This is a genomic window from Ruegeria sp. AL11, assembly GCF_056540865.1.
In genome coordinates this window covers 246,543-273,514 of the sequence record NZ_JBQFXO010000003.1, presented here as the reverse complement: position 1 = coordinate 273,514, position 26,972 = coordinate 246,543, and the positions used below count along the sequence as shown (strand labels likewise).

At 58.3% G+C, this 26,972-nt stretch carries 32 protein-coding genes and 1 tRNA gene; 18 read left to right on the top strand and 15 right to left on the bottom strand.

Annotated elements, in window-relative coordinates:
- Positions 1-134: 134 nt before the first annotated feature.
- The 4 genes from ACR0IP_RS07035 (at position 135) to rpoD (ending at position 6,112) form a co-directional block, all read left to right on the top strand.
- Entirely contained in the window at positions 135-1,565 is a 1,431-nt protein-coding gene (locus ACR0IP_RS07035; protein ID WP_170376235.1) for a Glu/Leu/Phe/Val family dehydrogenase, read from the top strand.
- A 117-nt stretch (positions 1,566-1,682) separates the two neighbouring features.
- The gene (locus tag ACR0IP_RS07030) at positions 1,683-1,979 is read left to right on the top strand and encodes a hypothetical protein (RefSeq protein WP_480524629.1); all 297 of its coding nucleotides are present in this window, start codon (positions 1,683-1,685) and stop codon (positions 1,977-1,979) included.
- An 80-nt stretch (positions 1,980-2,059) separates the two neighbouring features.
- The gene (dnaG, locus tag ACR0IP_RS07025; RefSeq protein ID WP_480524627.1) at positions 2,060-4,009 is read left to right on the top strand and encodes a DNA primase; all 1,950 of its coding nucleotides are present in this window, start codon (positions 2,060-2,062) and stop codon (positions 4,007-4,009) included.
- 114 nt (positions 4,010-4,123) lie between these two features.
- The gene (gene rpoD / locus ACR0IP_RS07020; RefSeq protein WP_170470263.1) at positions 4,124-6,112 is read left to right on the top strand and encodes an RNA polymerase sigma factor RpoD; all 1,989 of its coding nucleotides are present in this window, start codon (positions 4,124-4,126) and stop codon (positions 6,110-6,112) included.
- A 153-nt stretch (positions 6,113-6,265) separates the two neighbouring features.
- Here rpoD and ACR0IP_RS07015 read toward each other — a convergent pair whose 3' ends face one another.
- On the bottom strand, positions 6,266-7,303 hold the full coding sequence (locus tag ACR0IP_RS07015; protein WP_480524625.1) for a helix-turn-helix domain-containing protein: 1,038 nt from the start codon (positions 7,301-7,303) through the stop codon (positions 6,266-6,268).
- 282 nt (positions 7,304-7,585) lie between these two features.
- Here ACR0IP_RS07015 and ACR0IP_RS07010 point away from each other — a divergent pair, with 282 nt between their 5' ends.
- The 6 genes from ACR0IP_RS07010 to ribD all read left to right on the top strand — a co-directional run bounded on the left by ACR0IP_RS07010 (position 7,586) and on the right by ribD (position 11,171).
- On the top strand, positions 7,586-8,029 hold the full coding sequence (locus ACR0IP_RS07010; RefSeq protein WP_480524623.1) for a thiol-disulfide oxidoreductase DCC family protein: 444 nt from the start codon (positions 7,586-7,588) through the stop codon (positions 8,027-8,029).
- The gene (locus ACR0IP_RS07005; RefSeq protein WP_480524621.1) at positions 8,026-8,571 is read left to right on the top strand and encodes a DUF4166 domain-containing protein; all 546 of its coding nucleotides are present in this window, start codon (positions 8,026-8,028) and stop codon (positions 8,569-8,571) included. The genes ACR0IP_RS07010 and ACR0IP_RS07005 overlap by 4 nt, the downstream gene beginning before the upstream one ends.
- Positions 8,572-8,647: 76 nt before the next feature.
- Positions 8,648-9,046: a hypothetical protein gene (locus ACR0IP_RS07000; protein ID WP_480524619.1), complete on the top strand. Its 399-nt coding sequence runs from the start codon at positions 8,648-8,650 to the stop codon at positions 9,044-9,046.
- 25 nt (positions 9,047-9,071) lie between these two features.
- Positions 9,072-9,485 (top strand): secondary thiamine-phosphate synthase enzyme YjbQ, encoded by a 414-nt coding sequence (locus ACR0IP_RS06995; RefSeq protein ID WP_480524617.1) that lies wholly within the window; start codon positions 9,072-9,074, stop codon positions 9,483-9,485.
- Between the two features lie 118 nt (positions 9,486-9,603).
- A complete protein-coding gene (gene nrdR / locus ACR0IP_RS06990; protein ID WP_170376254.1) occupies positions 9,604-10,074 on the top strand; it encodes a transcriptional regulator NrdR in 471 nt (156 codons plus the stop codon).
- Positions 10,071-11,171, top strand: a complete 1,101-nt coding sequence (ribD, locus tag ACR0IP_RS06985; RefSeq protein ID WP_480524615.1) for a bifunctional diaminohydroxyphosphoribosylaminopyrimidine deaminase/5-amino-6-(5-phosphoribosylamino)uracil reductase RibD — start codon at positions 10,071-10,073, stop codon at positions 11,169-11,171. Before nrdR ends, ribD begins: the two co-directional genes overlap by 4 nt.
- On the opposite strand, the gene ACR0IP_RS06980 is transcribed toward ribD, so the two are convergent.
- The 3 genes from ACR0IP_RS06980 to ACR0IP_RS06970 form a co-directional block, all read right to left on the bottom strand.
- A complete protein-coding gene (locus ACR0IP_RS06980; protein WP_480524614.1) occupies positions 11,168-13,171 on the bottom strand; it encodes a capsular polysaccharide biosynthesis protein in 2,004 nt (667 codons plus the stop codon). The genes ribD and ACR0IP_RS06980 overlap by 4 nt on opposite strands.
- A gap of 3 nt (positions 13,172-13,174) precedes the next feature.
- Positions 13,175-14,308 (bottom strand): polysaccharide biosynthesis/export family protein, encoded by a 1,134-nt coding sequence (locus tag ACR0IP_RS06975; RefSeq protein ID WP_170470238.1) that lies wholly within the window; start codon positions 14,306-14,308, stop codon positions 13,175-13,177.
- Between the two features lie 79 nt (positions 14,309-14,387).
- A complete protein-coding gene (locus ACR0IP_RS06970) occupies positions 14,388-15,686 on the bottom strand; it encodes a capsule biosynthesis protein (protein WP_480524612.1) in 1,299 nt (432 codons plus the stop codon).
- A gap of 140 nt (positions 15,687-15,826) precedes the next feature.
- On the opposite strand from ACR0IP_RS06970, the gene ACR0IP_RS06965 reads away from it, so the two are divergent.
- The 5 genes from ACR0IP_RS06965 to ACR0IP_RS06945 all read left to right on the top strand — a co-directional run bounded on the left by ACR0IP_RS06965 (position 15,827) and on the right by ACR0IP_RS06945 (position 19,043).
- A complete protein-coding gene (locus ACR0IP_RS06965) occupies positions 15,827-16,414 on the top strand; it encodes a riboflavin synthase (RefSeq protein ID WP_480524610.1) in 588 nt (195 codons plus the stop codon).
- Positions 16,415-16,523: 109 nt separating this feature from the next.
- On the top strand, positions 16,524-17,645 hold the full coding sequence (ribB, locus tag ACR0IP_RS06960) for a 3,4-dihydroxy-2-butanone-4-phosphate synthase (RefSeq protein ID WP_480524608.1): 1,122 nt from the start codon (positions 16,524-16,526) through the stop codon (positions 17,643-17,645).
- Between the two features lie 2 nt (positions 17,646-17,647).
- On the top strand, positions 17,648-18,199 hold the full coding sequence (locus ACR0IP_RS06955; RefSeq protein WP_480524606.1) for a 6,7-dimethyl-8-ribityllumazine synthase: 552 nt from the start codon (positions 17,648-17,650) through the stop codon (positions 18,197-18,199).
- Positions 18,196-18,678, top strand: a complete 483-nt coding sequence (gene nusB, locus ACR0IP_RS06950) for a transcription antitermination factor NusB (RefSeq protein WP_170478264.1) — start codon at positions 18,196-18,198, stop codon at positions 18,676-18,678. Before ACR0IP_RS06955 ends, nusB begins: the two co-directional genes overlap by 4 nt.
- A 59-nt stretch (positions 18,679-18,737) precedes the next feature.
- The gene (locus ACR0IP_RS06945) at positions 18,738-19,043 is read left to right on the top strand and encodes a hypothetical protein (RefSeq protein WP_480524604.1); all 306 of its coding nucleotides are present in this window, start codon (positions 18,738-18,740) and stop codon (positions 19,041-19,043) included.
- A 213-nt stretch (positions 19,044-19,256) separates the two neighbouring features.
- On the opposite strand, the gene ACR0IP_RS06940 is transcribed toward ACR0IP_RS06945, so the two are convergent.
- Together ACR0IP_RS06940 and ACR0IP_RS06935 are read right to left on the bottom strand one after the other, a co-directional pair.
- Complete coding sequence (locus tag ACR0IP_RS06940; protein ID WP_170376273.1) at positions 19,257-19,682, bottom strand: SRPBCC family protein; 426 nt, start codon at positions 19,680-19,682, stop codon at positions 19,257-19,259.
- Positions 19,679-19,999 (bottom strand): ArsR/SmtB family transcription factor, encoded by a 321-nt coding sequence (locus ACR0IP_RS06935; RefSeq protein ID WP_170376274.1) that lies wholly within the window; start codon positions 19,997-19,999, stop codon positions 19,679-19,681. The genes ACR0IP_RS06940 and ACR0IP_RS06935 overlap by 4 nt, the downstream gene beginning before the upstream one ends.
- A 115-nt stretch (positions 20,000-20,114) precedes the next feature.
- Between ACR0IP_RS06935 and ACR0IP_RS06930 the strand changes: the two genes are divergently transcribed.
- Positions 20,115-20,546 (top strand): MmcB family DNA repair protein, encoded by a 432-nt coding sequence (locus ACR0IP_RS06930; RefSeq protein ID WP_170376276.1) that lies wholly within the window; start codon positions 20,115-20,117, stop codon positions 20,544-20,546.
- A gap of 6 nt (positions 20,547-20,552) precedes the next feature.
- On the opposite strand, the gene ACR0IP_RS06925 is transcribed toward ACR0IP_RS06930, so the two are convergent.
- Entirely contained in the window at positions 20,553-20,741 is a 189-nt protein-coding gene (locus ACR0IP_RS06925; protein WP_170376278.1) for a DUF6324 family protein, read from the bottom strand.
- Between the two features lie 78 nt (positions 20,742-20,819).
- Between ACR0IP_RS06925 and ACR0IP_RS06920 the strand changes: the two genes are divergently transcribed.
- Together ACR0IP_RS06920 and ACR0IP_RS06915 are read left to right on the top strand one after the other, a co-directional pair.
- Positions 20,820-21,302: an N-acetyltransferase family protein gene (locus ACR0IP_RS06920; RefSeq protein WP_480524601.1), complete on the top strand. Its 483-nt coding sequence runs from the start codon at positions 20,820-20,822 to the stop codon at positions 21,300-21,302.
- A 47-nt stretch (positions 21,303-21,349) separates the two neighbouring features.
- A tRNA-His gene (locus tag ACR0IP_RS06915) sits at positions 21,350-21,426 on the top strand.
- Positions 21,427-21,518: 92 nt separating this feature from the next.
- Here ACR0IP_RS06915 and ACR0IP_RS06910 read toward each other — a convergent pair.
- The 8 genes from ACR0IP_RS06910 to ACR0IP_RS06875 form a co-directional block, all read right to left on the bottom strand.
- Positions 21,519-22,325, bottom strand: a complete 807-nt coding sequence (locus ACR0IP_RS06910) for an ABC transporter permease (RefSeq protein ID WP_480524599.1) — start codon at positions 22,323-22,325, stop codon at positions 21,519-21,521.
- Positions 22,322-23,209, bottom strand: coding sequence for an ABC transporter permease subunit (locus ACR0IP_RS06905; RefSeq protein ID WP_170689861.1), 888 nt, complete (start codon positions 23,207-23,209; stop codon positions 22,322-22,324). The genes ACR0IP_RS06910 and ACR0IP_RS06905 overlap by 4 nt, the downstream gene beginning before the upstream one ends.
- Before the next feature lie 81 nt (positions 23,210-23,290).
- Complete coding sequence (locus tag ACR0IP_RS06900; RefSeq protein ID WP_170376286.1) at positions 23,291-24,040, bottom strand: transporter substrate-binding domain-containing protein; 750 nt, start codon at positions 24,038-24,040, stop codon at positions 23,291-23,293.
- 34 nt (positions 24,041-24,074) lie between these two features.
- Positions 24,075-24,851: an ABC transporter ATP-binding protein gene (locus ACR0IP_RS06895; RefSeq protein WP_480524596.1), complete on the bottom strand. Its 777-nt coding sequence runs from the start codon at positions 24,849-24,851 to the stop codon at positions 24,075-24,077.
- Positions 24,852-24,976: 125 nt separating this feature from the next.
- Positions 24,977-25,720 carry a PhnD/SsuA/transferrin family substrate-binding protein gene (locus ACR0IP_RS06890; protein WP_170376854.1) on the bottom strand — a complete coding sequence of 248 codons (744 nt, stop codon included), beginning with the start codon at positions 25,718-25,720 and terminating at the stop codon, positions 24,977-24,979.
- 5 nt (positions 25,721-25,725) lie between these two features.
- A complete protein-coding gene (locus ACR0IP_RS06885; RefSeq protein WP_170376289.1) occupies positions 25,726-26,163 on the bottom strand; it encodes a tellurite resistance TerB family protein in 438 nt (145 codons plus the stop codon).
- 20 nt (positions 26,164-26,183) lie between these two features.
- Positions 26,184-26,633, bottom strand: a complete 450-nt coding sequence (locus tag ACR0IP_RS06880) for a tellurite resistance TerB family protein (RefSeq protein WP_170376291.1) — start codon at positions 26,631-26,633, stop codon at positions 26,184-26,186.
- 42 nt (positions 26,634-26,675) lie between these two features.
- Positions 26,676-26,969: a DUF1330 domain-containing protein gene (locus ACR0IP_RS06875; RefSeq protein ID WP_170376293.1), complete on the bottom strand. Its 294-nt coding sequence runs from the start codon at positions 26,967-26,969 to the stop codon at positions 26,676-26,678.
- Between the last annotated feature and the right edge of the window lie 3 nt (positions 26,970-26,972).

The window sequence follows — 26,972 nt, the reverse complement described above, 5'->3', positions numbered from 1 at the left end:
CAAGGCGACTCAGCAGAGGGTTTTTATCACCCGTTTATAAAGTGATGAAATTTTCATCATAAAAGATTGCAGCTTCGGGCCAGTGGTGCGACAAAACGCCATAACGTTCGTCATTCACCGGTACGGAGGGATTAATGACCAGCACCAAGGAACCGAGCTTTCGTGAAAGTGTGGATCTGATGTTCAACAGGGCGGCGTCCCTGATGGATCTGCCGCCTGGTCTTGAGCAGAAAATCCGGGTCTGCAACGCCACCTACACGGTTCGCTTCGGGGTGCGTTTGCGCGGTGAGATTCACACTTTCACCGGCTACCGTTCCGTCCATTCCGAGCATATGGAGCCGGTCAAGGGCGGTATCCGTTATGCCTTGGCGGTGAACCAGGACGAGGTTGAGGCGCTTGCTGCGCTGATGACCTACAAATGCGCCTTGGTTGAGACGCCTTTTGGCGGCTCGAAAGGCGGGCTGTGCATTGATCCGCGCAAATACGAAGAACACGAGATGGAGCAGATCACTCGACGCTTTGCCTATGAGCTGGCGAAGCGCGATCTGATCAATCCATCGCAAAACGTTCCGGCCCCTGACATGGGTACGGGTGAGCGCGAGATGGCCTGGATGGCTGACCAATACGCACGGATGAACACCACCGACATCAACGCACGCGCTTGTGTGACGGGCAAACCGTTGAACGCAGGCGGCATTGCCGGGCGGGTCGAGGCGACAGGGCGGGGCATCCAATATGCACTGCGCGAGTTCTTCCGCCACCCTGAGGACATCGCCAAGGCCGGTTTGTCCGGCAAGTTGGACGGCAAGCGTGTCGTTGTACAGGGATTGGGCAACGTGGGCTACCACGCGGCCAAGTTCCTCGCTGAGGAAGACGGATCGCGTATTATCGGGATCATCGAATGGGACGGTGCGCTTTATAACCCGGACGGTATCGACGTTGAGGCGGTGCGCAACTGGATCGTCAAACATGGTGGCGTAAAGGATTTCCCGGACGCGACCCATTCAACCGATGGTGCCTCGGTGCTTGAGGCGGATTGCGACATCCTGATCCCGGCGGCTCTGGAAGGCGTCATCAATCTGGACAACGCCGACAGGATCAAGGCCCCGCTGATCATCGAGGCCGCGAATGGTCCGGTGACCGCGGGTGCAGATGAAATTCTGCGCAAGAAGGGCACCGTCATCATTCCTGACATGTATGCCAATGCGGGCGGTGTGACGGTCTCGTATTTCGAATGGGTGAAGAACCTCAGCCACATTCGATTTGGTCGCATGCAGCGCCGTCAAGAAGAGGCACGGCATGAGTTGATCGTAAGCGAGCTTGAACGGCTGGATCGTTATCTGGGCGATGCCTGGTCAATGTCGCCGGACTTCAAGGCCAAGTACCTCAAAGGTGCGGATGAGCTGGAGCTGGTACGCTCGGGCCTCGATGACACGATGCGGATCGCTTACCAGTCCATGCGCGAGGTCTGGCACAGCCGCGACGATGTCGAGGATCTGCGCACCGCGGCCTATATCGTTGCAATTGATCGCGTGGCCAAAAGCTACCGGGCCAAAGGCCTGTGACATCCGGCGCACGGGGTGGCTTTTCTGCCCCGTGCGCAAACTGAATGCAGCGCTTCGATTGCGAAAACGGTGCTGGCGGGTAAGCTGCGTTCAGACAAACGAATCCAGGAGACCTCAATGTTGCGTATCGCCATCGCTGCAGCCTTGCTTGCAACGCCTCTGGCCGCCGCCGAAACCAAGGAACAAAGCTGCCAGTATCAGGCCGATGTCGTGGCCGCGATCCAGAAAGCGCGTCTGGACAAGGTGAAAGAGCGCGACGTTGTGGAGGCCGTGACAAAAACCAGCCCGACATGGCCCGAGAACTACAACGCAGCGATTCCGTTGATCACGCCCTGGGTTTATGAGCAAAAGATGCGCGACGTGCGCAAAAAGGATCTGGGTGCGGCGTGGCTTGAGCTGTGTTTGCAGCAATAATCCACAGCTCAGCAATTTCCCTGTGGACAACCGCGCGTCATCCCCTTGGCGCGCATTTTCATTTCTGGCAGGTTTGAGCAATGTCATTGCCCCCCGGATTTCTCGATGAGCTGCGCACCCGGCTGAGCCTGTCTCAGGTTGTTGGGCGTAAAGTCATGTGGGATCAGCGAAAATCCAATCAGGGCAAGGGGGACATGTGGGCGCCGTGCCCGTTTCACCACGAAAAAACGGCGTCTTTTCATGTGGATGACCAAAAGGGCTTCTACTACTGCTTTGGCTGTCATGCCAAAGGGGACGCGATCACCTTCGTGAAAGAGACCGAGAACGTCTCGTTCATTGAGGCCGTTGAAATTCTGGCGCGTGAAGCTGGCATGCCGATGCCTGCGCGCGACCCGAAAGCGCAGGAAAAACAGGACCGTCGAACGCAACTGGCCGAGGTGATGGAGCAAGCGGTTCAGTTTTTTCGCCTGCAACTCAAGACCGGGGCGGGCAATGCAGCGCGCGACTATCTGGCCCGTCGAGGCTTGGACGCCAAGGCGTTGGAGCGATGGGAGATCGGCTTTGCCCCGGACGGCTGGCAGGCTTTGTGGGATCATCTGACCGGAAAGAACGTGGCCGATGATCTGATCCTCGGGGCGGGTCTGGCTAAGCCGTCGAACAAGGGCAAGAAACCATATGACACGTTCCGCAACCGGATCATGTTCCCGATCCGTGATTCGCGCGGTCGGTGTATTGCATTCGGCGGTCGGGCGATGGACCCGAATGATAATGCCAAGTATCTGAACTCACCCGAGACCGAGTTGTTCGACAAGGGCCGCAGCCTTTATAACCACGGGCCTGCGCGGCAGGCGACCGGGAAGGGGCAGCCGCTGATCGTGGCCGAGGGTTACATGGACGTCATCGCGCTGGCCGAGGCCGGGTTCGGCGCGTCGGTCGCCCCTTTGGGCACGGCGATAACCGAAAATCAGTTACAGCTGCTCTGGCGGATTTCGAACGAGCCGATCATCGCGCTGGACGGCGACACCGCGGGCCTGCGCGCGGCGATGCGGGCCGTTGATCTGGCCTTGCCGCTACTTGAGGCCGGAAAGTCCCTACGCTTTGCGCTGATGCCCGAAGGAAAAGACCCGGATGATCTGCTACGGGCCGACGGTGCAGGGGCGGTTCAGGCCGTGCTGGACGGGGCCATCCCGATGGTGAAGCTGCTGTGGCAGCGCGAGACTGAGGGCAAGGTCTTTGACAGCCCCGAACGCAAAGCCGCACTCGACAAGGTTCTGCGGGACAAGATCAAGCTGATCCGTGACCCCTCGATCCGGTCCCACTACGGGCAAGAGATCAAAGATCTGCGCTGGCAATTGTTTCGGCCGCAGAGACAGTCACAAAACCGTGCGTGGCAACCAAAAGGGAAGTGGCAGCCGCAGAAACAGCCTGCGACCGCGGGCGCGCGGGCCTCGTTCCTGGCGTCCTCGGACAATGCGGACATCCATCTGCGCGAAGCCGCGATTCTGGCCATTGCGATTCTGAACCCTCAGGTCGTGGTGCAATTTGAGGCGCAGCTGGAAGAGATGGATTGTCACGACCCTGATCATGCGGCCTTGCGTCATGCCATTCTGCGCCATGCGATTGATGATCCTGAAAACCTTCGGGACCACATCGTTGAAACTTTGGGGGCCGAACCCCTTGAAAACCTGCTGAGCCTTCGCCATGTCGTAGTCATCCCCTGTGTGTTCAAACCAGGCGACGTTGAAAAGGCCGAGATGACACTGGCCGAGGAACTCGCGAAAATCAAAGCGCTCCGGGGTTTGGATGCTGAGATTGCCGAAGCCGCAGAGGAACTGTCTGATCTGGCCGATGAGGCGTTGACATATCGGCTGGCGCAAGCCGCCGAAGAGCGTAACCGCACAAGCCGCAGTCAGAATGAGGACAGGGCCGTTTTCGACATTGCCGACAATGGCGCGCGAATCAATCGCGACGAAAAGGATGCGTTCAAGGCAATCATGTCCGGGATCAATTTCGAACGGAAACGTCGCTGAAGTGATGTTTTCGTAAAGCACTGGAAAAGAAAAACAGGTAAACGGGTGGCCGAATCAGTTTCACGCGCTAATGATTCGGATCAAACGAATCACCCATCCCTGCAGGAGCATTGAATGGCCGCCAAAGACACGTCAGAAGATCGCAAGTCAGACGAGCAGGAACAGGAAATCTCGCTGGACATGAGCCAGGCCCAGGTCAAGAAGATGATCGCCGAGGCCCGCGAGAAAGGTTACATCACTTACGACCAGCTCAATCAGGTTCTGCCGCCTGATCAGGTCAGCTCGGAACAGATCGAAGACGTTATGTCGATGCTGTCCGAAATGGGCATCAACATCATCGAAGATGAAGAGGCCGAGGAAGAAGAAAACAAAGGCTCCACCGAACTGACCACCACGGACAACAACCGTGAGGTGGCTCTGGCCGGTGCCGCAACCGAAAAGCTGGACCGTACCGACGACCCCGTACGCATGTATCTGCGTGAGATGGGTTCGGTCGAACTGCTGAGCCGCGAGGGCGAGATCGCCATCGCCAAGCGGATCGAAGCGGGCCGGAACACTATGATTGCGGGTCTGTGCGAAAGCCCTCTGACCTTCCAGGCGATCACCATCTGGCATGACGAACTTCTGTCTGAAGACATTCTTCTGCGCGACGTCATTGATCTGGAAACCACCTTTGGCAACCAGATGGACGAAGATGGTGACGTGCAAGAGCCGGTCGTCGATACCTCGGCCGTGCAATCGGCCAAACCCGCCAAAGACACCGGCCCCGAGTTGGATGCCGATGGCAACCCGCTGAGCAATGACGATGATGATGACGAGGACGATCAGGCCAACATGTCGCTGGCCGCGATGGAAGCCGCCCTCAAGGATCAGGTTCTAACCACGCTTGAACGGATCTCGACCGATTTCTCGATGCTGTCCGAGATGCAGGACAGCCGGATTTCGGCCACTTTGAACGAAGATGGCTCGTTCAGTGAAAAAGACGAAGAGACCTATCAGAAGCTGCGCGCTGAGATTGTTGAACTGGTGAACGGTCTTCACCTGCACAACAACCGGATTGAGGCGCTGATCGACCAGCTCTATGGCATCAACCGCCGCGTCATGTCTCTGGACAGCTCGATGGTGAAACTGGCCGACCAAGCCCGGATCAACCGTCGGGAGTTCATTGACGCCTATCGCGGGCGTGAACTGGACCCGAACTGGCTGACCGATATGGCTGAAAAGCCAGGCCGGGGCTGGCAGATGTTCATTGAACGCTCGACCGACAAGGTTGAGGAACTGCGCAGTGATATGGCTCAGGTCGGTCAATATGTCGGTCTGGATATCAGCGAATTCCGTCGCATCGTGCAACAGGTTCAGAAGGGCGAGAAAGAAGCCCGTCAGGCCAAAAAGGAAATGGTCGAAGCGAACTTGCGTCTGGTAATCTCGATCGCCAAAAAGTACACGAACCGTGGCCTGCAATTCCTTGATCTTATTCAAGAAGGTAACATCGGCCTGATGAAGGCGGTGGACAAGTTCGAATACCGCCGCGGTTACAAATTCTCGACCTATGCGACCTGGTGGATACGTCAGGCGATCACGCGGTCTATCGCGGATCAGGCGCGGACGATCCGTATTCCGGTGCATATGATCGAAACGATCAACAAGCTGGTCCGGACCGGTCGTCAGATGCTGCACGAGATTGGCCGCGAGCCGACGCCGGAGGAACTGGCCGAAAAGCTGCAGATGCCGCTTGAGAAAGTGCGCAAGGTGATGAAAATCGCCAAGGAGCCGATCAGCCTTGAGACGCCAATCGGTGACGAGGAAGACAGCCAGCTGGGTGATTTCATTGAGGACAAAAATGCCGTGCTGCCGTTGGACAGCGCCATTCAGGAGAACCTCAAGGAAACCACGACCCGGGTTCTGGCCTCGCTCACCCCGCGTGAGGAGCGGGTTCTGCGGATGCGCTTTGGCATCGGCATGAACACCGACCATACTTTGGAAGAGGTTGGTCAGCAGTTCAGCGTGACCCGCGAACGTATCCGTCAGATCGAGGCGAAAGCCCTGCGGAAGCTGAAACACCCAAGCAGATCGCGGAAACTGCGGTCCTTCCTGGATCAGTAAGATCAAAGGCGCCCCGGACGGAGGCGCCTTTTTTCGTTTCACCGTTCACATTGGCAGATGTGCCAAACACATTGGCGCGACTTCACATGCGTTGTGGCGTGTCCGTTTCTATATCCGTCTGGTCCACTCATGGGGCGGGCCGGGGCGAGGCGGCTAAGCTGATGACCCCCGGCTTCCAAGTGTCAGCGGATGTTTGACCCGCGTTTTGAAGGCGCTCGGCGGTTGACCTGTCCAACGCTTGAATGCCGTGGAAAACGCGGATTGATCGGCGTATCCCAGTGAATAAGCGATCTCGGATAGGTTCATTCCATTGGTGATGAAGGTCTGGGCCAGATCGCAGCGCAAATCCTCAGTGATGTCGCGGTAGCTGGTGCCTTCGCTTTGCAACCGGCGGGCAAAGGTGCGGGCGCTCATGCCGAGTTTTGCCGCGACATCATCTGCGCTGAGGATTTTGCCCGGCAGCGAGCGAGTGATCAGCCCTTCGACTTTGGCGCGAGTCAATTGCTTCGGCAAGCGACGCTCGGCTAGAACGCGTTCCCCGTATTCTAGTAGGTGGGCGCGCAAGCTGGGGTCGTAGGTCGGGACGGGCAGGTTCAGCGAGGACGGGGACAGGACGATTTCGAGGCTTTCAGAGCCGAAAACAACCGGAAAACCTGCCAGTTGTTGGAAGGCATGGATATGATCCCCAACCTCATGCTGAAACCGTATTTCAATAGGGTGGAAATCGGTCTGTGTCAGGTTGCGCATTCGGGCGACGGCGGCAAACATCAAGAACTCAGTTCGGCGGTGATAGCGAGCAAAGCTGGCGTCTTTCCACCGGGCCTCTAACGCGGCGAAATTCCCCGAAACCCGCAGGTTGAAGGCGATAGCAGGGTCGATCATGTCGTGGAAATGAGACGTGTTTTCAATCACCTGCTCCAGGTCTCGTGAGTATTTGCTGATGTAGGCCGTCAAGGTCGATGAGGACGTGACGCCAAGCCCGACACTTGCCGCAAAGGTGATATCGTTCAGAGCGTCGCAGGCATAGCGGACAAACAGCGCCTCTTTGTGGGCGCAAAAGGAGGTCGCATCCTCCGGCAGATCCCGCGGGCCAAGTCCGCTGCGATCCAGCACCTCCAAGGTGTTGCGTTTTTCCAATCGCGCGTCGAGCGCATCGCGCAGAAAGTGAAGGCGGTCAATATCCACATTCATCGCAGCGAAGCCTTCCTTTCTCCGGACCGGGGCCGTTCCAGCATACTGCTTTTCTGTCAGAAATTCGAATGGATTTGGCAGCTGGCAACAAGCTTGGTCAATCTTTCCTGCCTATATCCTTTTCGTTGCCGGGTCAGTACCTTGTTGGGGATGAGGTCAGAGCCACCGCCGGTCTTACCAACCGGTCACCGGGTTCCCCGGCACACCTTCCTTCTTGTCGCATTGTCCACATAGTGGCCCTATGTCACGCTGTTTGTGCAAGCTTGGGTAGTTAGCGGCGCCATGGCAGGGATTGACACAACCGATCTTTTCAACGGACGCAACCTGATCGTCTTTGACGGAGAATGCGTTCTGTGCTCAGGCTTTTTCCGGTTCATGCTGAAGCGCGACAAAGCCCGACGCTTTGAGTTTGCAACAGCGCAGTCTCCGCTTGGTCAAAGGATGTACAAGGCGCTGAATCTGCCCGTTACGGATTTTGAGACCAACCTCGTGATTGTAGATGGTAAGGTTTTTCAGAGGCTTGATGCCTTTGCAGAAGCCATGCGTGCGCTGACGGGGTTATGGCCATTGTTGTCATTCGTGCGGTTCCTGCCGAGCGGTGTGAAAGACCCGCTGTATTTCTCGATCGCCCGCAATCGGTATGCTCTGTTCGGGCGGTACGATACCTGTATGATGCCGGATGCTGCTCTCCTTGAGAGTTTTGCCGAGCAGGGGTTTGACGCGTGACGGATCCGTTTCTTCAGGCTTTGGCGGACCCAAGTGTTCTGCCCCAATCCGTGCAAGACCTGCATCTCGGGCCGGGTGAATATGTCGGCGAATGCGATATCGAACGTGGCCAGGGTATTCTGATGCAACTCGCGCTTAAATTGGGGCGGTTTCCCCCTGCAGGCCGGCATGTGCCCGTTCGACTGGTGACCGAAACTCAGGATAAAGACCACAGCTGGCTGCGAGACTTCGGAGGTCACAAAACAACGTCAGAGCTGAGGTTTGACGCAAAAACGGGCCATGTTCATGAGCGTTTCGGGCCACTCTCGGTCTGGATGCGGCCTGTTGCCTCGAAGCGGGGGCTGGAGGTTCACATCCATCGCCTGACGGTTTTCGGCGTGCCGGTCCCTCGGGTTTTGCTACCGCAATCGTCAACGAGTGAATGGCAGGATGATTTGGGGCGCTTTCGGTTTGACGTATCGGCCTCGATGCCCGGATTGGGGTTGCTGATCCGCTACCACGGCTGGCTCACGCCGCTTCACGTTGAGGCGCAAGTTGGTTGAAATGATTGTGAGACCTGCTTTCCGCGGACGCGATGACCTCTAAACTAAGGGGAGCAGCAAGTGAGGAAAGAGTATTATGAAACAGTTACAATATTGCGCCGCTTTGGCGGTGTTTGCCCTGAGTGTTCCGGTAACGGCGGACGCCGCCCGTTTGGGTTTTCAAGCCAATGCAATCAATAACACCGACTTTGAAGTCATTCCCCGTACACGGGATGACACAGACGGGTATTGGTGCGAGGCGGCAGATTTCGCGCGCCGCAGTCTTGGGGCAGGTTGGCAGGACCCCATCTATGTGTTGCGCGGCTACGGACCTAGTGTAACAACTGGGCGTGTAACAGCGGTTCAGTTCTCGTTGAAACCGCCTCCGGCTGATGCTCCAACACAATCTGGTGGTGTAGCGGGCCCCTTCGTTGTCGGCTCCAGCATTTCCGTGCAGGGTGCAAATGCGCGGTGCGGTCGCCGACAGATTTTCTAACAACGAAAGCAAAGGCCAAAACGCAATGCAGACGGAATTCGCGCTCCAGACCGATGGGCCCGGTTTATACGAATTCACGTCTCAGGTTGCTGGATGGCTTAGGCCAATTGAACGGGATGGTGTCCTGACGTTGTTCGTCAGGCACACCTCCTGTTCTCTACTGGTTCAGGAGAACGCGGACCCCGAGGTGCAGACGGATCTGTATGCGTTTTTTGAGCGTCTTGTGCCTCCGTCCGATCATCCCTCAATGACTTACTTGCGCCATACCTATGAAGGGCCGGATGACATGCCTGCCCATATCAAGGCGGCGATGATGCCGGTTTCCTTGTCTATCCCCGTCCGTCAGGGGCGGATGGTTTTGGGAACTTGGCAGGGGATTTACCTGTTTGAACACCGCCGCGCCCCACATCGACGGCTGGTCGCGGCACATCTGTCCTGACCCTTTATTTTGGGGTGCAAATTTCCGACTACCCAAATCCTAGCGGCTGCCCTATAGTTGTGGATAAGTAAGCCAAAGTGCTTACAAAAGAGGCCAGCTAGGGACGAGGAGACGGCGGATGCGCTGCCCGTTTTGCGGAAATATCGACACTCAGGTGAAAGATTCACGCCCGGCAGAGGATCACGTTGCGATACGCCGACGTCGGTTTTGCCCTGCCTGCGGAGGGCGTTTTACGACCTATGAACGGGTTCAGTTGCGCGATCTGGTGGTGATCAAAACCAACGGAAAACGCGAAGATTTTGACCGCGACAAGCTGGAACGTTCGATCCGTATCTCGATGCAGAAACGCCCGGTTGATCCTGAACGGATTGATCAGATGATCTCGGGTATTGTGCGGCGTCTGGAAAGCATGGGCGACACCGATATTCCGTCCAACAGAATTGGTGAGATCGTCATGGAAGCTCTGGCGCGGATCGATACCGTCGCCTATGTTCGCTTTGCGAGTGTGTACAAGAATTTCCAGGCGGCCGATGATTTCGAGGAGTTTGTCCACGAACTGCGCCCGCCGCAGCCTTCGACGGACGAGTGAGCGAAACAGATAAGCGATTTATGGCGCTGGCTTTGTCTTTGGGTCGGCGCGGTCAAGGGTCGTGCTGGCCCAACCCAGCTGTCGGGTGCGTTATCGTGCGCGACGGTCGGATTGTCGGGCGAGGGTGGACTCAACCTGGCGGGCGTCCCCATGCAGAGCCTGAGGCTTTGGCGCAAGCGGGCGCGCAGGCAAATGGGGCTACGGCCTATGTTTCGCTGGAACCCTGCGCCCACTACGGCAAGACACCTCCTTGCGCCGAGGCGCTGATCTCGGCCGGCGTGGCCCGCGTTGTTGCGGCGATCGAAGATAGTGATCCTAGGGTTTCCGGGCAGGGCTTCGCCATGCTTCGCGAGGCCGGGATCGAGGTTGAAACCGGCGTTCTGGCGCAAGAGGCTGAGCGTGATCTGGCCGGGTTCTTTCTGAAAACCGAACAGGGCCGTCCGTTTGTGACGTTAAAACTGGCCAACAGTTTTGACGGGCGGATTGCCACGTCAACCGGACATAGCCAGTGGATCACCGGATCAACTGCGCGACGCGAGGTTCACGCGATGCGCGCCCGACACGATGCGGTCATGGTTGGCGCTGGCACAGCGCGCGCGGATGACCCCTCGCTGACAGTTCGGGATCTAGGGATAGAGCGTCAGCCGGTGCGCGTGGTTGTCTCGCGTCATCTGGACCTGCCCTTTATGGGGCAACTGGCACGCACGGCCTCAAAAACACCTGTCTGGCTATGTCATGGTCCGCATCCCGACGCCGAGCGCGCCCGCACGTGGGAAGGGTTGGGCGCGAAGTTGCTACCATGCGCGTTGCACGACCATCAGGTTGATGCGCGCGACCTGCTGCAACAGTTGGGCCAGGAAGGTCTGACAAGTGTTTTCTGCGAAGGCGGCTCGGCTTTGGCGGCGTCTCTACTGGCGCAAGATCTGGTTGATGAGCTTGTCGGTTTCACTGCCGGTTTGACCATCGGCGCTGAAGGCCTTTCAGCGATTGGCGCATTGGGGCTGGAAAAACTGGATAGTGCCCCTCGGTTCGAATTGATCGAGGCGCGCCCGGTCGGTGGCGACGTATTGCACCGTTGGACCCGAACAACGCATTAGCGTCGCCAGAGATGGGCATGGGTGGAAAAAGCGCCCTGTAGCTTTGACAAGGCGCGGTTCAGCGCCCCGCGTTTGGGGGGCTGACCGTGGGCCAGCCGTTCGATGGCGACCTCGACAGGGCAGGGTGCGCCGGTTACCGGGTCCAGATAGCGGGGATAGTCGATCAGGCTGGCATGCACCAAACCCAGCAGCGACGGACGCGCGCCGCGACGGGCCGGGACGCTGCCCAGATCCGTGGTCAGGCCCCAACCTGCGTAGAAGGGCGCGCCAAAAGTGGTCACCGGAATTCCGCGCAGCAGCGCTTCGAACCCCATAAGCGAGGTCATGGTCCAGACCTCCTGCATCTCAGACAGCAAGGCCGATGGGTCTGTTTCAGTCGCGATCACATCCGCCAACCCCTCGGTGTCGATCCGGCCCGAACGCAGGCCAGCCTCGACATCCGGATGGGGTTTGTAAATCACTACGGCATCGGGATTGGCAGCCCGAACCTCGCGCAGCAGGTCCAGATTGGTGCGGATGCTGCTGGTGCCCAGCAGGATGGAGGCGTCATCCTCGACCTGCCCCGGCACCAGAATGCGGTGCCCTTTGGGCAGAGGCGGCGCAGCGCCGCCAGTGTTGTATTTGCTCAACCCTTCGGACATGAGGGCTGAGATCATCCGCTCGGCTCGGTACTCCTGATCTGGGCGAAGGGTCTCGCGCTTGGATATCCATTCTTCCAAGCGGCTGGTTTGGGTCGGGTCGTAGTAGATCCCCAGATCATCCGTGACCAGCGACAGGGGCGGCACAAGATCGGCCCCCAATCCGCGTGAGCGGAGAAAGCCATCCTCGATACGGGTGACGCCCTCGGCTTCGCGGGATTGATTGGCCCAGACCATGTGGGGACGGGTGGATGAGGCCGGAGGCGACGGCAAAAACCGTATTTTGTGGTGCTGGCCAAACATGGCCTGCAGATGCTTGCGCTTCCACATCCGCATGCCCGACGCGGTCCATCCCAAGCGGTCTTGCCGCCACGCACGGGTCTGTGCCTCAAGCGTATCCAGCACGACCTCTAGATCACACAACTGGTCCCGATAGGGATCATACCAAACGGGGTAGAGCATCATCGCGGCAGCAAAGAGCTGCGCGCGCGTCAGGTTACGTTGTCTGCGTTGAACGGGGTTTTCGTCCTGCGTTAAACCCCAGCCGGCATAGAACGGCTGCCCGAAGACGCGGGGTTTGTGACCGGCGAGAATTGCCTCGAACCCCATTTGCGACGAGAGCGTATAGACACTGACCGCGCCGTCCAACAGCGGCCAAGGACTGATGTTTTCCGCAACGAAGGAAACGCGTTCCGAGAGGTCTTGCTCGGTGTAGTGCCCGTTGCGGTGACCAGCCAGTGTTTCGGGATGGGTCTTGATCAGAACCGGCATCCCTGGATTTTCTTCCTGCGCGATCACCAGCATCTCAAGAAATCGGGCACGATCCCCTGCGCTGGCCGTGACCGAAGCATCACCGACTGTTTGATCAACTACCAGCACATAGCCGGGGTCGGGGATTGGCGCGTCGGGGTCGAAGGCGGAATACTTGCTGAGGTTCAATTCCTTCAAGCGCTCAATCGCGCCACGCGCCCGGTTCAGAAGCGCGGTATCATCCAGCGGATGTGTCGCTAGAAGCGTTTCCAGATCTGACGGTTGGGCTGGATCAAAGTGTAAGCCCGAGCGATCCAGAAGCAGGCCTAAAGGCGGCTCGCCCTGGCGACCAGGGTGGAGAGATCTTAGAAAGGCGTCCTCGACCCGCAGCAAAGGGGTACCCCGGTCCTTAGCGATGCGTCTCCCTCGATGGGCCGTGGGGCTGTCACCCCAGATGGCAACGGTGTCCTCGAGTCGGGGCAGGCCCAGCCGGATGTCATATCCCGAAAGGGATAGAATGCGCCGGACGCGCCGGTTGGTCAGAAACCCGCCATTGTAGACAAATGCCCGGGACCGCGCCCCGCCAGTTGCGGTGGGGTCCCCAAGGGTCATGGTTTAGTTGCCGGTCAGGGTGGCGACATTCGCGACCGGCGTCAGGCCCCCGGCGATCAGAGAGATCGACTTTGTCCACTGCGCGTACGGTGCTTCAGTCACGTAGATTGTATCGTCGTCGCGGATTACGAAATCACGCGCAATGAACAGGCCATTGGGCGCGGTCAGGTTCAGCAGATAGATCATGCGCTGATCGCCCTGCAGATCGGAACGGCCCATCACTTGGCGGGCGATGTCCTGACGTTCGCGGCGTAGGACGAAGATACCGGTTGGATCAGATGAGACGGATACCAAGCCGCCAACCTGAGCCAGAGCCTCAAGCGCGGACAGGTCCTGACTGTCGAAGGCGACGCGCGATTGCCCACCGGTTGCGCCAAGCGCGATATAGGAGCGGCTGTCTTCCTCGACCAGAATGCGGTCACCGCCGCGCAGCGCAACATCCAGCTTGGGATTTCGGAATAGGTCTTCGTACCAGACTGTCCCACGTTGATCGCCTCGGATCAGGGTGACCAGCGCGATATCGGAGGCCACTGAAACCCCTCCAGCCTGAGACAGCATGCCAAGCAGAGTGCGGGTTGGTCTTTCGATTGGATAAATACCAGGAGCGCCGATGGTGCCAGTCAGCGAAACGGTCGACCCGTCTCCGGCAAGGCGGCGTACTTCGACCTGAGGGTCAGGAGTTTGCTCTTCCAACTCATCCGTGATCAACCCGCGCAACTCTTCCGGAGTGTTGCCGGCGGCACGCAAACGGCCCGCATAGGGGACGAAAATGAAGCCTTCACTATCGACCTGAACCTGTTCCAGCGCGGTCGAGGAACCGACTTCGCCAGCCAGCAGACCGTCATCGACGTTCTCCCAGATCGTCAGGCCCAAAACGTCACCTGGGCGCACAGTATCTGCGGTCAGCGATGGGGCTGACGTAAAGGACGAAGAGAACCCAAACTGAGGCACGGATGACGTGGCCCGTGAAACGCGATCATCGACTTCCACCACAAACGCGTTGCCGCCATTATTGACGGAGCCGGCCAGAATCTCGTTCTTGTTCGGGCCCGCCTTGGGCAACTGGCACGCACTCAGCACGACGAGCGAGGTCACAAGGGCGACCCCCCGTACCCAACGGATTGGAAAGCGATGCACTGCCGATAACCTCAGTTCTACTTGTTTTTCGGCAAACTACTCTTTTATCGCTACAACTTCCAGAGAAGGATGGCCGGGTCTACTCAACGATTTTCAACTGTGGCTCTGGGGTCGCGTCGACGGACAGCAGGGCCTGATAGGGATCATCAGCCCTCAGCATCATGTCGACAGTACGGCGCAGCAATTGCCGACGTCCGCGCCGTGAATAGTAGCCGCCCGGAACCTGACTGGTTTCCAACAAAAATCGTCGATACAACTGGTAGGCCTCAATGTCGGGTAGTTCAGGGGCGGCGAAAAAACGGCTAACCTCCTGTTGTGACACAAGTTCCGGCTTGTCATAGACGGCACGGCCAAAAATCCGCAAGGGGATGCCGCGCCATAGCACTTGCTGCCCTGCGGTCGAGTTGATGGTCACGGCCGAGCTGGCGTCGTCCAGCAGTTTCGCCAGTTTGCCGCCGGGGACGTAATGCACCCGGCCTTTGATCCCGAGTTTGAGCGCCAAATCCCGAACACGTCGACGTAGGGGCTCGCGGTGGTTCTCAAGCGGATGTTCCTTAATGACCAGATGATGATGTGCGGGGGCGCCTTTGGCGAAGCCCTCCATCATTTGTTCTAAAAAAGCGCACATCCCCGAATATTCCGAATGGGACTGGACCGAGCTGTCATGACCCAGTTGCAAAAGCACAAGGTGATAGGGAAAGGCGCCGCTACGTACCCGTGCCGTGGCTAGACTTCGTTGCAGTCGGTGGAAAGGCATCAGCATAAGGCGCTTGAAATACAGCCGAAACTCTTTCGAGACTGGCAGCGCGCGGTGCGGTTTGAAATTGCGATATCGCCCGTTCAGAAACAGCACGAACCAGTGGTATAGCGCGCCGTAGAAGATGTGTTGTTGCATATCTCCCCAATGGGATGGCGGTGGCGGGGAATGTGCGCCCGAATGCGACAGTGCCTGTGCCATCTGGTCCAGATCCAGAGACATCAGCCGCGAATTGCCGTTTGAGCCGCCACGCTCATAGGTGACCCACCATGGGCGCAGGTAGCCTTCCTCGAACACATGCACGGCGATGCCTCGTGTCTTGGCGATCCTGACGGCGTTTGCGTGAATCGGGCGGGTGTCACCGTATAGAACGATGTCTGTCACCTGTTTCTCGGCAATCAGCGCCTGCATCACCTCGGGCCAGTGTTCTGGCGCGTCGCGATAGGGGATGTAGCTTTTCCTGTCGAACCAGAACGCCTGATCGCCCGCGTTGAAGCCAACGCGCCATGTTTGCGCCCCCGAGGCCCGCAGCATCCGGCCCAACGCGTTGAAAAACGGGCCATGCGGGCCTTGCAGGAACAGAAAGACCCGAGGGTCAGCGTGTTGTTCTTGGTGGTGCATCTGCGCGATTTAGCCAATATTCTTGTCGAAACTATGCCCGCCTGAGGGTTTCTCCGCAAGGTTGGGCTTGCCGGGCGGCGCGGATCAGCTTACCTCGGCCCTGATAGTCTGAGACAGGGTAGAACGCGAGGGTTGACGGAATGTTTACAGGAATCGTGACCGATATCGGAACAGTGACCGAGCTGGACCAGCAAGGCGACCTGCGTGCGCGCATCCAGACGGGCTATGACACGGCCTCGATTGATATTGGCGCCTCGATAGCAAGCGATGGTGTCTGTCTGACCGTGATTGCGCTGGGCGATGATTGGTATGACGTTCAGATCAGCGCCGAGACCGTCTCGAAAACCAACCTGAACAGCTGGGCGTTGGGCAAGCGTGTCAACCTTGAGCGGGCGTTGAAAGTTGGTGACGAACTGGGCGGTCACATCGTATCGGGACATGTGGATGGCGTCGCCGAAGTTGTCGATGTGCGCGACGAAGGCGACAGCACCCGCGTGACCTTGCGCGCGCCCAAGGATTTGGCGCGCTTCATTGCTCCCAAAGGCTCGGTTGCGTTGAACGGGACGTCTCTGACCGTGAATGATGTAGAGGGCTGCGATTTCGGCATCAACTTCATCCCTCACACAAAAGAGGTCACCACGTGGGGTGATGTCGCCGTTGGGGATCGGGTGAATCTGGAAATCGACACTCTTGCCCGCTACGTCGCCCGTCTGGCCGAGACCGTCTGAGCGTTAGAATACGTCGCGTCTGAGCCCGCTCAGGCCGTTTGTGCTCTGGCTTTTGGATGCGGGGTGGTCTATCCCGCCTTGCAGAAATGCTCTTGTGAAAGGCTGCCCCATGAGCTTTGAAACCCCCGGCCCGGTCGAGGCCCAGCTGCGCGATGCGATCAGCCCGATCGAGGACATCATCGAAGAGGCCCGAGCAGGCCGGATGTATATCCTCGTTGATCACGAAGATCGCGAAAACGAAGGCGATCTGGTCATTGCCGCAGAATTTGCCGATGCCGAGGCAATCAACTTCATGGCAACCCATGGGCGCGGTTTGATCTGCCTGCCAATGACAGCTGAACGGGTCGAGGCGCTGGCGCTTCCGATGATGGCGGTGAACAACTCGTCCCGTCATGAGACGGCGTTTACGGTTTCCATCGAAGCGCGTGAGGGCGTGTCGACCGGTATTTCCGCCGCTGATCGCGCGCTGACCGTGGCAACGGCGATCAATGAACAGAACACGATGGCTCATATCGCAACACCGGGTCACATCTTCCCCTTGCGCGCCAAGCGGGGTGGGGTGCTGGTCCGTGCAGGCCACACCGAGGCTGCGGTGGATATCTCGCGTCTGGCCGGGCTGAACCCCTCAGGCGTGATCTGTGAGATCATGAAGCCCGACGGCACCATGGCGCGCCTGCCCGATCTCGTCGAGTTCGCCAAAGCCCATGACATGAAGATCGGTACGATCAGCGACCTGATCACCTACCGCTCGCGCAACGATAACCTCGTGGTCGAAACCTCGCGCGAGATGGTCTTGTCGGAATATGGCGGCGAATGGGAAATGCGTCTGTTCACCGATCAGCTTCACGGCATCGAACACGTCGTCATGATCAAAGGCGACATCACGACGCCCAAGCCTGTCCTGACCCGCACCCACGCGCTGCACGAAGCGCCGGATATCTTGGGCCTCGGTCCGAAATCTTCTCGTGAATTGCCGCGCGCGATGGAGAAGATCGCGGAAGAGGGTCGGGGGGTCGTCTGTCTGTTCCGCCAGCCGCGCAACTCGCTCTACGCGGCTGAAGATGAAGGCCCGCGGACGATCAAGCAAACCGGTCTGGGGTCTCAGATTCTTTCCAAACTGGGCATTCAAGAGCTGGTCCTGCTGACCGACTCGCCCGAAACCGTATATCTGGGGCTGGACGCCTTTGGGCTGTCCATCGTTGGCACCCGTCCGATCCTGAAGGAAGACTGATCATGGCTGAGCAAGACAAACATGGCATTCTGCCGACACCCAGCTTCGACAAGCCGGTGAAGCTGCTGATCGTCGCGGCCCCTTTCTACCGCGCGATTGCCGACAATCTGATCGCAGGCGCGAAGGCCGAGATCGAAGCGACGGGCGGCACCTATGAGATTGTCGAAGTTCCCGGGGCGCTTGAGATTCCGACCGCCATCGCCATGGCCGACCGTCAGTGTGACTTCGACGGCTATGTCGCGCTGGGCTGTGTCATTCGCGGCGAGACCACGCACTATGAAACCGTCTGCAACGACTCCAGCCGTGCGATCCAGCTGATGGGTCTGCAAGGTCTTTGCATCGGCAACGGCATCCTGACCGTCGAGAATGACGATCAGGCCGAAGTCCGCGCAAATCCTGAAAAGATGAATAAAGGTGGCGGAGCAGCCGCTGCGGCCTTGCATCTGATCGCACTCAGCCGTAAGTGGGGCTCTTCCAAAAAGGGCGTGGGTTTCAAGCCGCCGTCCGAGTCCATCCTTGTGGCGGGCGACAGCAACGGATCCACGACAGCATGACCCAGACAGACGCGCCGAAACCGGCCAACCAGAAACGCCTGATGAAATCCGCCGCTCGGCTTTATGCCGTGCAGGCACTGTTCCAAATGGAGCAATCGGGGCAGACGACCGAAGCGGTCGTGAATGAGTTTCTGGATCACCGGTTCGGTGCCGTCTACGAGGGCGAAGAAATGCTGGACGGCGACATCAGCGTCTTCCGGTCGCTGGTCGACAATGCGGTGAACTATCAGGCGCCGATCGACCAGATGACCGACCGTGCTCTGGTCGCCAAATGGCCAATCTCACGTATCGACCCAACCCTGCGGGCGCTGTTCCGTGCCGCCGGGGCCGAGCTGACGCAAAGCGACACGCCGCCCAAAGTGGTCATCACCGAGTTCGTCGACGTCGCGCGTGCCTTCTTCCCTGAAGGTAAAGAGCCGAAATTCGTCAACGCCGTGCTGGATCACATGGCCCGCGAGGCCCAGCCCGAGGCATTCTGACGCCTTTACTCGAATCAAACATGCGCTAACCTGAATGTCATAGCGCAATGAGGTTCGCCATGCCCAAACTGATCCGCCTGTATATCACGCAAGTCGCCTGGGGTTTCGTTATCTCGGCCGTGTTTGTCGGGGTGCTTCTGGCATTTAACGTGGCAAACCTTCGGCATTTGATCACCAGTTCGGAGATCGGTTTGGTCGCCCTTGCGATGATCTGGTTCATGAACGGGATCGTGTTTGCCGGTGTGCAGTTCGGCTACAAGATCATGAGCATGGCAGAAAAAACCGGCGGCCCACGTCGCGGCTCGCCTGTGGTGGACAGCTTCAAGCCGGCATTGGCCAAGCAGGAAGCGCGCGCAGAGCGCTGAATTTCATGGAAAATGTGGCGGGACCACCAGTCAACCGTGCGGTGTGATTCCCGAGGACCTGTATGTACAGGTGGGCGCCAGGTAATCAGGCCAGGACCTGAACAGAGCCAGCCCCCTCGGAATTGCTTAAGGCCACCAGAATGCTACCAGTCACAAGAAGGGCAGAACCCGCCAAGCGCCTACGTAGGGCGTCCGGCGGGTTTACACAAGGGGTCAGGCATCAACAGTTTCGTGCAGCGCTGTGCGCATCTTGCCGAAATGCTCATCCCAGCCATTGTCGAGCGCAAGGATCAGGCCGAACGCATCCGCGCCCTGAGGCAGGCCTTCATGTTGAAGGCTAAGCTTCGTACCGCCTGCCACAGGGGTCAGCGTCCATTTGACTAGACTGACCGCGTCTCCCATCGGCTTCACAGTGAATGTGTACTCAAGATATTCAGGGGCACGTGCTTCCCGTACCTCGCCCCAGATCAGCAGGTCGCCGCTGTTGGTCCCGAACATTTGCAGTTTGCTTCCCTTGGTCAACGTGCGCTCCGGCTTGTGAAACCACTCTGCCAGCCGTTCGGGCTCAGTTAGATAGGCCCAGACGGTATCTGGATCGGCCCGTAGAAAGATCGTTTTTTGCAATACGGCATTCGTCATTCTTTTTTCCTTTCAATAGCTTCCTTAAGGGAGTTGAGGCGTTCATCCCAGAACTGGTCAAAGTAGCTGAGCCAATCCAAGATCGGGGCCATGCCCTGAGGTTCAATTCGGTTGATGCGCTCTCTGCCGCGGGCTTCCACCGTAATCAGCCCACCATCAGACAAGACCGTCAGGTGCTTTTTGACGGCAGCCCTCGTCATGTCGAACCGGTTCGTCAGCTGCCCAATCGTCATGTCTTGAGAGGCAAGTAATTTGATGATGTCCCGACGGGTTGGGTCTGCCAGCGCACGGAACGCGTTTTGGGTTAGGGTCTGCATTCGTCTCCCCGGTAAAGATACCATTTGGTATCATATTAATGAGATACCATATGGTATCATGTCAAGTGTTGAGCGAAGGCTTTACTTTTGTTCACTAATTGTTCACATTCTCAGCATGACACTGGATTTACAGCCTGGACAGAAACTTGCGCGCGGCGTCGCGCGCCATCTAACCGCCCACGGTTTTGTTTCCGTTGAAGAATTTGTGCCGGCGCGAGGGCTACGCGTTGATGTGATGGGGCTAGGTCCAAAGGGCGAGCTTTGGGTGATCGAGTGCAAATCCAGCCGTGCCGACTATCAGTCAGATTCGAAGTGGCAAGGCTATCTGGAGTGGTGCGATCGATTCTTTTGGGCTGTCGATACCGAGTTCCCAACGGACCTCTTGCCTCAGGAAACCGGTCTGATTATCGCAGACGCCTACGATGCTGAGATCATTCGCATGGCACCCGAGGACAAGCTGCCTCCGGCCCGGCGTAAAAAGATGATCCAGAAATTCGCCACAGATGCTGCACGTCGATTGCAGGGGTTGCGCGACCCGCGGCTGTGACGCAGATCAGCCTTTGACGGCCAGGGCAGCTTGTGCGGCGGCACGCAGCTCGTCTGCGATCTCTTCGGCTTCCTCGGGATCGAAATCCATCGGAATCTCAAGGCCGTCGGCCTCGATAAACAGACGCACCATACCCTGATCGGTAGGGCCGATCTGAAGGTTGGCCTGAATGTCGCGTTCGGTGTTGATACCCATACTCGCCTCCGGGGACTGAGCGTTCCTGCTAGCGCGCACGGGGTTGAGAATCAAGCCGCCTTTGCGCTCTGATATGGTATGGAGAATGTGAGCATCAGACCCTTTCAGCCCCAAGATGCGCCTTGGCTGGTTGAGCGTCACGGAACCCTCTATGCCCGCGATGAGGGGTTTGATGACAGCTTCGCCCCGCTGGTCGCGCGTATTCTGGATGGATTTATCGCCGATCATGACCCAGCGTGTGAGAAGGGCTGGATCGCCGAGGCAGAAGGCCAAAGACTGGGGAGTATCTTTTGCGTCAAACTGGACGCGCAGACCGCAAAACTGCGCCTGTTTCTTCTGGTACCCGAGGCACGCGGTCTGGGGCTGGGAAAGCGGCTTCTTGGCACCTGCATGGGCTTTGCCAAGACGGCTGGGTACCAGCAAATGCAGCTATGGACGCATGAAAGCCACAAGGCCGCCTGCGCCTTGTACCAGTCCACCGGATGGCAGCTGGTGGACAGCAAGCCAGTGCATTCTTTTGGTGTCGATCTTGTCGAACAAAGCTGGAAAATTCGGCTTTAATCCTCTTGCATTCCCGTGGCGTGTTCGGTACATCGCCCCTCACAAGTGCCGCCTTAGCTCAGTTGGTTAGAGCGCTGGATTGTGGATCCAGAGGTCCCCTGTTCAAGCCAGGGAGGCGGTACCATTTCACCTCAATCTAACTAAGTTTCGAACAGAAAAACCGCGCTGTAAGCGCGGCGTAGTGCGTTTGGTTTTGATGCTCAGGCGCGCTGGAGATCAGCGCGCCAGGTTCAGCCGCAACTTCATCTTGCTTTTCCGAGCAGCGGGTAGGTGCCGGTTCAGTCGCTTGTTGACCAGTCCAAAGCCCCAGATGATGACCAGCGTCAGCAGGATGAAATAGAAGGCCAGAATCGGATAGGGGATGAACGGGTTGAAGGTCTTGTCCGCGAAATAGCTGGCGTAATACAGTGCGTCTCCGCGCTGCTGCCAGGCCGGGAAGGCCGAGAAAAAGACCAGCGTTGTCGCGTGAAACAGAAAGATCGCCTCGTTGGTGTAGGCGGGCCATGCCAGTCGCAGCATGGTCGGCCAGACGATCCTGCGGAAGCGGGCCCAGCCGGTCATGCCATAGGCATCTGCGGCCTCGATATCACCCTTGGGGATCGAGCGAAGGGCGCCATAGAAGATCTCTCCCGTGTACGCGGCTGTGTTGAGGAACAACACGATCAATGCCCCCAACCAGGCCGACGTCAGGGCGTCGAACATCGGATAGGGCTTCTTTAGGGACAGGAAGAAGAAATAGGCAAAGAAGAACTGGATGAACAGCGGAGAACCTCGGAACAGAAAGATGAACCATTCCGAGGGTTTGCGCAGCCATCTGTTCGGAGAGGCCTTGCCGACAGCCAGCGCGGTGGCCAGGAAGAAGCCAGTCGCAAGGGCCATGATGCCGAAATAGACATTCCAGATCATGCCCGAGCCGATCAGCGTGAACTGTTCGCACAGGGTAAAGTCTGATTTGGGTAGCAGGCGTTCGCCAAGCCCGACAGAGCGCAGGGCGTAGTCCTGGATCGTCTGGATGCAGCTCATGCCGTCGTCTCCTTGCGCAGCAGCTCTCCGCCGGATGTGGCCTGACCGTGGGACAGGCGGCGCATCAGCTTTTCAAGCACAATTTCCGATACGCGGGTCATGCCGAGGTAGAAGATCAGCAGGAACAGGAAATACCACATGCGCCAGTCGCCATGGGGGTAATCAGTGAAGCGTGACGTCTTGGTGCCGCCCAATTCACGCGCCCAGTAGACGATGTCTTCGATGCCCAGCAGGAACAGAAGCGGGGTGGCCTTTATCAGCACCATCCACAGGTTGGACAGGCCGGGCAGGGCGTAGACCCACATCTGCGGTACAAGAATGCGCCAGAACGTTTGGCGGCGGGTCATGCCATAGGCCTCGGCCGTTTCAAGCTGAGCATGCGGCACGGCGCGCATACCGCCAAACAGCACGTTGGCCGCGAACGCGCCAAAGACGATGGAAAAGGTGACAACGGCCAGAAAGAACCCATAGGTCTCATGGACCCATTCCGGGGCGCTGCCCAAGGGCAGTTTGGCAGCCTGACAGACGATGAAGTCATTGCCTTGACGGACCGGATCTGTCCATTCGGGACACATGACCTGGTGGCGCGTCCACTCAAAGGCCTGGTCAAGGGCGATGACAAAAAACAGGAAAAACGCGATGTCCGGGACGCCGCGCACGATGGCGATGTACCCTTTGCCCAGCCAGCTGAGCGGCGCGACATGTGACCTGGCTGCCATCGCGCCCGCAAAGCCAAAACTCAGCGCGACCGGAGCGGTCACGGCAAGCAAGCCAAGCACCTTGAGGAAGGACAGGTAGAACGACCAATGCACGCCGTTGGTTAAATAGCACGAAAACCAGCGGAACGTGCCCAGCATGTCGGGATCAGCGCAATAGGAAAACATGTGGCGTCTTTCGAACGTCAATTCCGGCGCGAGGCCGGGGTAGGTTCGGCGCAATCAAGACGCCGAACCTTTTAGTGCAGATCAGTTGGAAACGACAGAGCCGTCAGCGTTGTAGGTCGGAACGCCTTCGCCGAACCATTTGACGATCAGTTCGTTCAGCGAACCATCCGCTTTCATCGAAGTGATGGCTTCGTCGAACTTGCCGCGCAGTTCGCCGTCGGATTCACGGATGCCCAGGCCGATACCGCCGCCCAGCGGGACGTCATCCCCTACGAATACCAGCTCACCGCCCGATTCTTCGACGATTGGCACAAGGAAGTCCTTGTCGGCAAACACGGCGTCTGCTTCGCCGTTACGCACGGCTGCGATGGTTTCTTCGGGGGTCGCGAACTCGACCAGAGTCGCGCCGGATTCAGCTACGTGACCAGCTTGAATGGTTGCAGTCTGTGCCGCAACGATGCCGCCGCCTACGTCAACTCCGTCCGATGCGCCAACATAGGCCGACGCCGCAGGAGGGAAGTAGTTTTGAGTGAAATCGATAACTTCATCACGCTCGTCGGTGATCGACATGCCTGCGATGATGGTGTCGTAGTTACCCGAGACCAGGTTCGGAATGATCGAGTCCCAGTCGTTCTTGACCCACTCGCATTCCAGGTTTGCGCGCTTGCACAGCTCGTCGCCCACTTCACGCTCAAACCCGTCGATTTCGCCGGCATCATTGATGAAGTTGTACGGAGGGTAGGCGCCCTCAGTGCCCATGCGGACGGTGTCGGCCATTGCGATACCGGCGGTCAGCGCCAGTGCTGCGGTGGACAGAATCAGGTTTTTCATTGGTTACTCCCCAGTTTGGTTCTGTTTTTGAAACTTATGCCGCCTGAGTGGCGGAAAGAAAGCCCCGAAGCCGTTCGGATTCAGGTTCGGTAAAGATATCTTCGGCGCTGCCTTCCTCTTCGATCCGGCCTTGATGCAGGAACACCACGTGGCTTGAGATATCGGCGGCCATCTTCATGTCATGGGTCACGATGATCATCGTCCGGCCTTCGGCGGCGAGATCCTTGATCACCTTGATCACTTCCTGCTCCAGCTCGGGGTCGAGTGCCGAGGTGGGTTCGTCGAACAGCAGCGCTTCGGGTTCCATGCACAAGCCGCGCGCGATGGCCGCGCGCTGTTGCTGACCACCTGACAGTTGCGCAGGGTAGACATCGCATTTGTCGCCGATGCCAACTTTTTCCAGATATTTTCGCGCGCTGTCTTCCACTTCGGCCTTGTCACGGCCCAAAACGGTCACCGGGGCCTCCATGACATTTTGCAAAATGGTCATATGTGCCCACAAATTGAATTGCTGGAACACCATGGACAGATTGGTACGAATGCGCAGAACCTGTTTGGGATCGGCAGGTCGGCGGGCGCTGCCCGAGCCGCTCCATTTGACGGGTTCGCCCTTGAACGTGATTTCCCCCTGCTGGCTGTCTTCCAGAAGGTTGCAGCACCGAAGCAAGGTGGATTTCCCCGAGCCGGAGGACCCGATGAGCGAGACCACATCGCCGCGTTTCGCGGTGATATCCACGCCCTTGAGCACCTCGAGATTACCGAAGCTTTTGTGAAGGTCCTTGATCTCGATTACGGCAGAGGCGTCTGTCACGGAAGCTCCAGTCATGAGTGGTGTTGGTGCGGTAATAGGGCGGAAAATCCGGCGCAATGCAATGCGCAAAACACAGATTCGAGCGGGGAATCAATCAAAATGACCAAAGGTCGTGATCAAATTGGTTAGCTGCTGCGCAACTGTGCTTTGGGCGAAGGCGCAGTTGGAATAGCGAGGTACGCGCTTGCGGGAATATTGATCAACCCACGGATGCGCAGATTGCCTCGATCCTCATCCGTCAGATCATCAATAGCAGCTTGAACCGCACGGGCGATCCGAGGCGCATCCTGCGATTTCGACGTGATATAGGGCAGCCCGGGGGTCGGTTCCGTTTCGGCAACGTCGCGCAATGCGTCTCCCAGATCGGTATGCTTCTTAAGAAGCTCCCAGGTCAGCGCGTCGAGCGCGGCGAAATCGCTCATGCCTTCGGCCACGGATTGGGCCGAATTGGCATGCGCTCCGGTCTGCTGCAGGTGCTTCGGTGCAAGCCCCATCTGGGACAAATGCGTGATCGGAGCGGACCAGCCGGATTGAGACAGCGCTTCGTTATAGGCAAAGACCCCGTCCGTCAGCTCCGCCAGACTGCGCGGATCATCGGCGCGGGCGACAAAGACAGATCTGTAGTAACCCTCTGGACAGCCGGGCAGACCATAGTCCGGCGCGCCGATCAGTTGCACAACTTCATGAAGCTGCGTTCTGTAGGGCATACCGCAGGTTTGGGCAAATATTAGATCGGGATCGCGCCAGGTTTTCCAGAAATCGCGCGACCGCTCCAGACTGGCGGGACCGAACCCCAAATGCGTCCTGATCAGATCCCAGAAGCGATCGTTGGAGGCGCGCAACGCGGGCATGTCATACATGCCCAGCATCGCTGTCACGCTTTGGCTGCCTTCTGTCGGGCGAGGGCCGAATCCACATCGCTGACACCCAGTAGGCTGACGACAAGGCGCAGCAGCGAATCTTCCTCGCCGGTCCTTTGCCCATCTGCGAGGGCGACCGACCACATGGCCTGCACAACGGCCAGGCGATCCTCGTAGGCGACGGCCTCTTTGATGGCGCGGGTGAAGCGGACGGTGTCGGGGGCCTCGGCCTCAAGGTCTTCGGCGCGGGCGCGCAGGCCTGCGGCCTCAAAGGGTGACAGCCCATAGCGTTCGACCGAGACCTTGTCGATTCGGGCCATTTCCGAGTCGGCGTAGTCATTGTCGGACCGGGCGATGCGCACCAAAAGTGCCGTCAGCGCCAGTCGGGCGTCATCTTCGGCCAGAGGGTCGGGGTCAGGCTGTGTCAGCCGGGACAGAAAATCACGAAACATGAAACAGATATAGAGCTAGGTTAAAGAGCTTCCAAGCGGCTTTGCACCCGTTCACGGGCGGATTTGCTGTCGTTGAAGCTGAGTCCCATCGCCATGCGGGCCTCTTCAACGATCTTGATCTCACCCTCATCCGTGTCACCATCGGCCAACACAACCTCCCACAGCGCGTCCAGCGCGGCGAGGCGTTCGTTCAGGTCGGTGGTTTCGCGGATCAGCTTGCCAAACGTGTCGGTGTCCGGCGCTGCCGCATGTAGTTTCTCGCAGGTGGCACGAACCTTGGCGGCCTCGATCGCGTTGTGCTGATAGAGGCGGGCCAGAATGCGATCAATCAGGCTGATCTCTTCCAGTTTGTAGTCCCGGTCCGCTTGCGCAACACGCACCATCAATGCACCCAGCGCCAGTTCGGCGTCGGGGTCGGGCAGGTGTTCTGTCTGTGGCGGTCGAAACGCTTGGAAGAATTTTTTCAACATGAGGCCAATCTAATCCATATTTTGTGGCGCGCCAAGTTGAGACTACCCGTCATAGCCCTCAATGATCACAAGATCGCCGAGCGAGACAGGATCGCGCAGCGCTTTGGCCTTTTGGTAGCCTTCGCTTTCGTAACAGGCGAGGGCCTGTTTGTAGCTGGGAAACTCGATCACAACCGTTCTTGCCCGCGCAGCGCCTTCTCTGACTTCGCGCGAGCCACCGCGCACCAGAAAGCGGGCGCCGTAGGCGGAGAAAGGTTCAGCATTCGCTGCGATGTAGTTCTTGTATGTCTCCATATCTTCGACATCGACATGGGCCACCCAGTAGCCTTTGCTCATGCA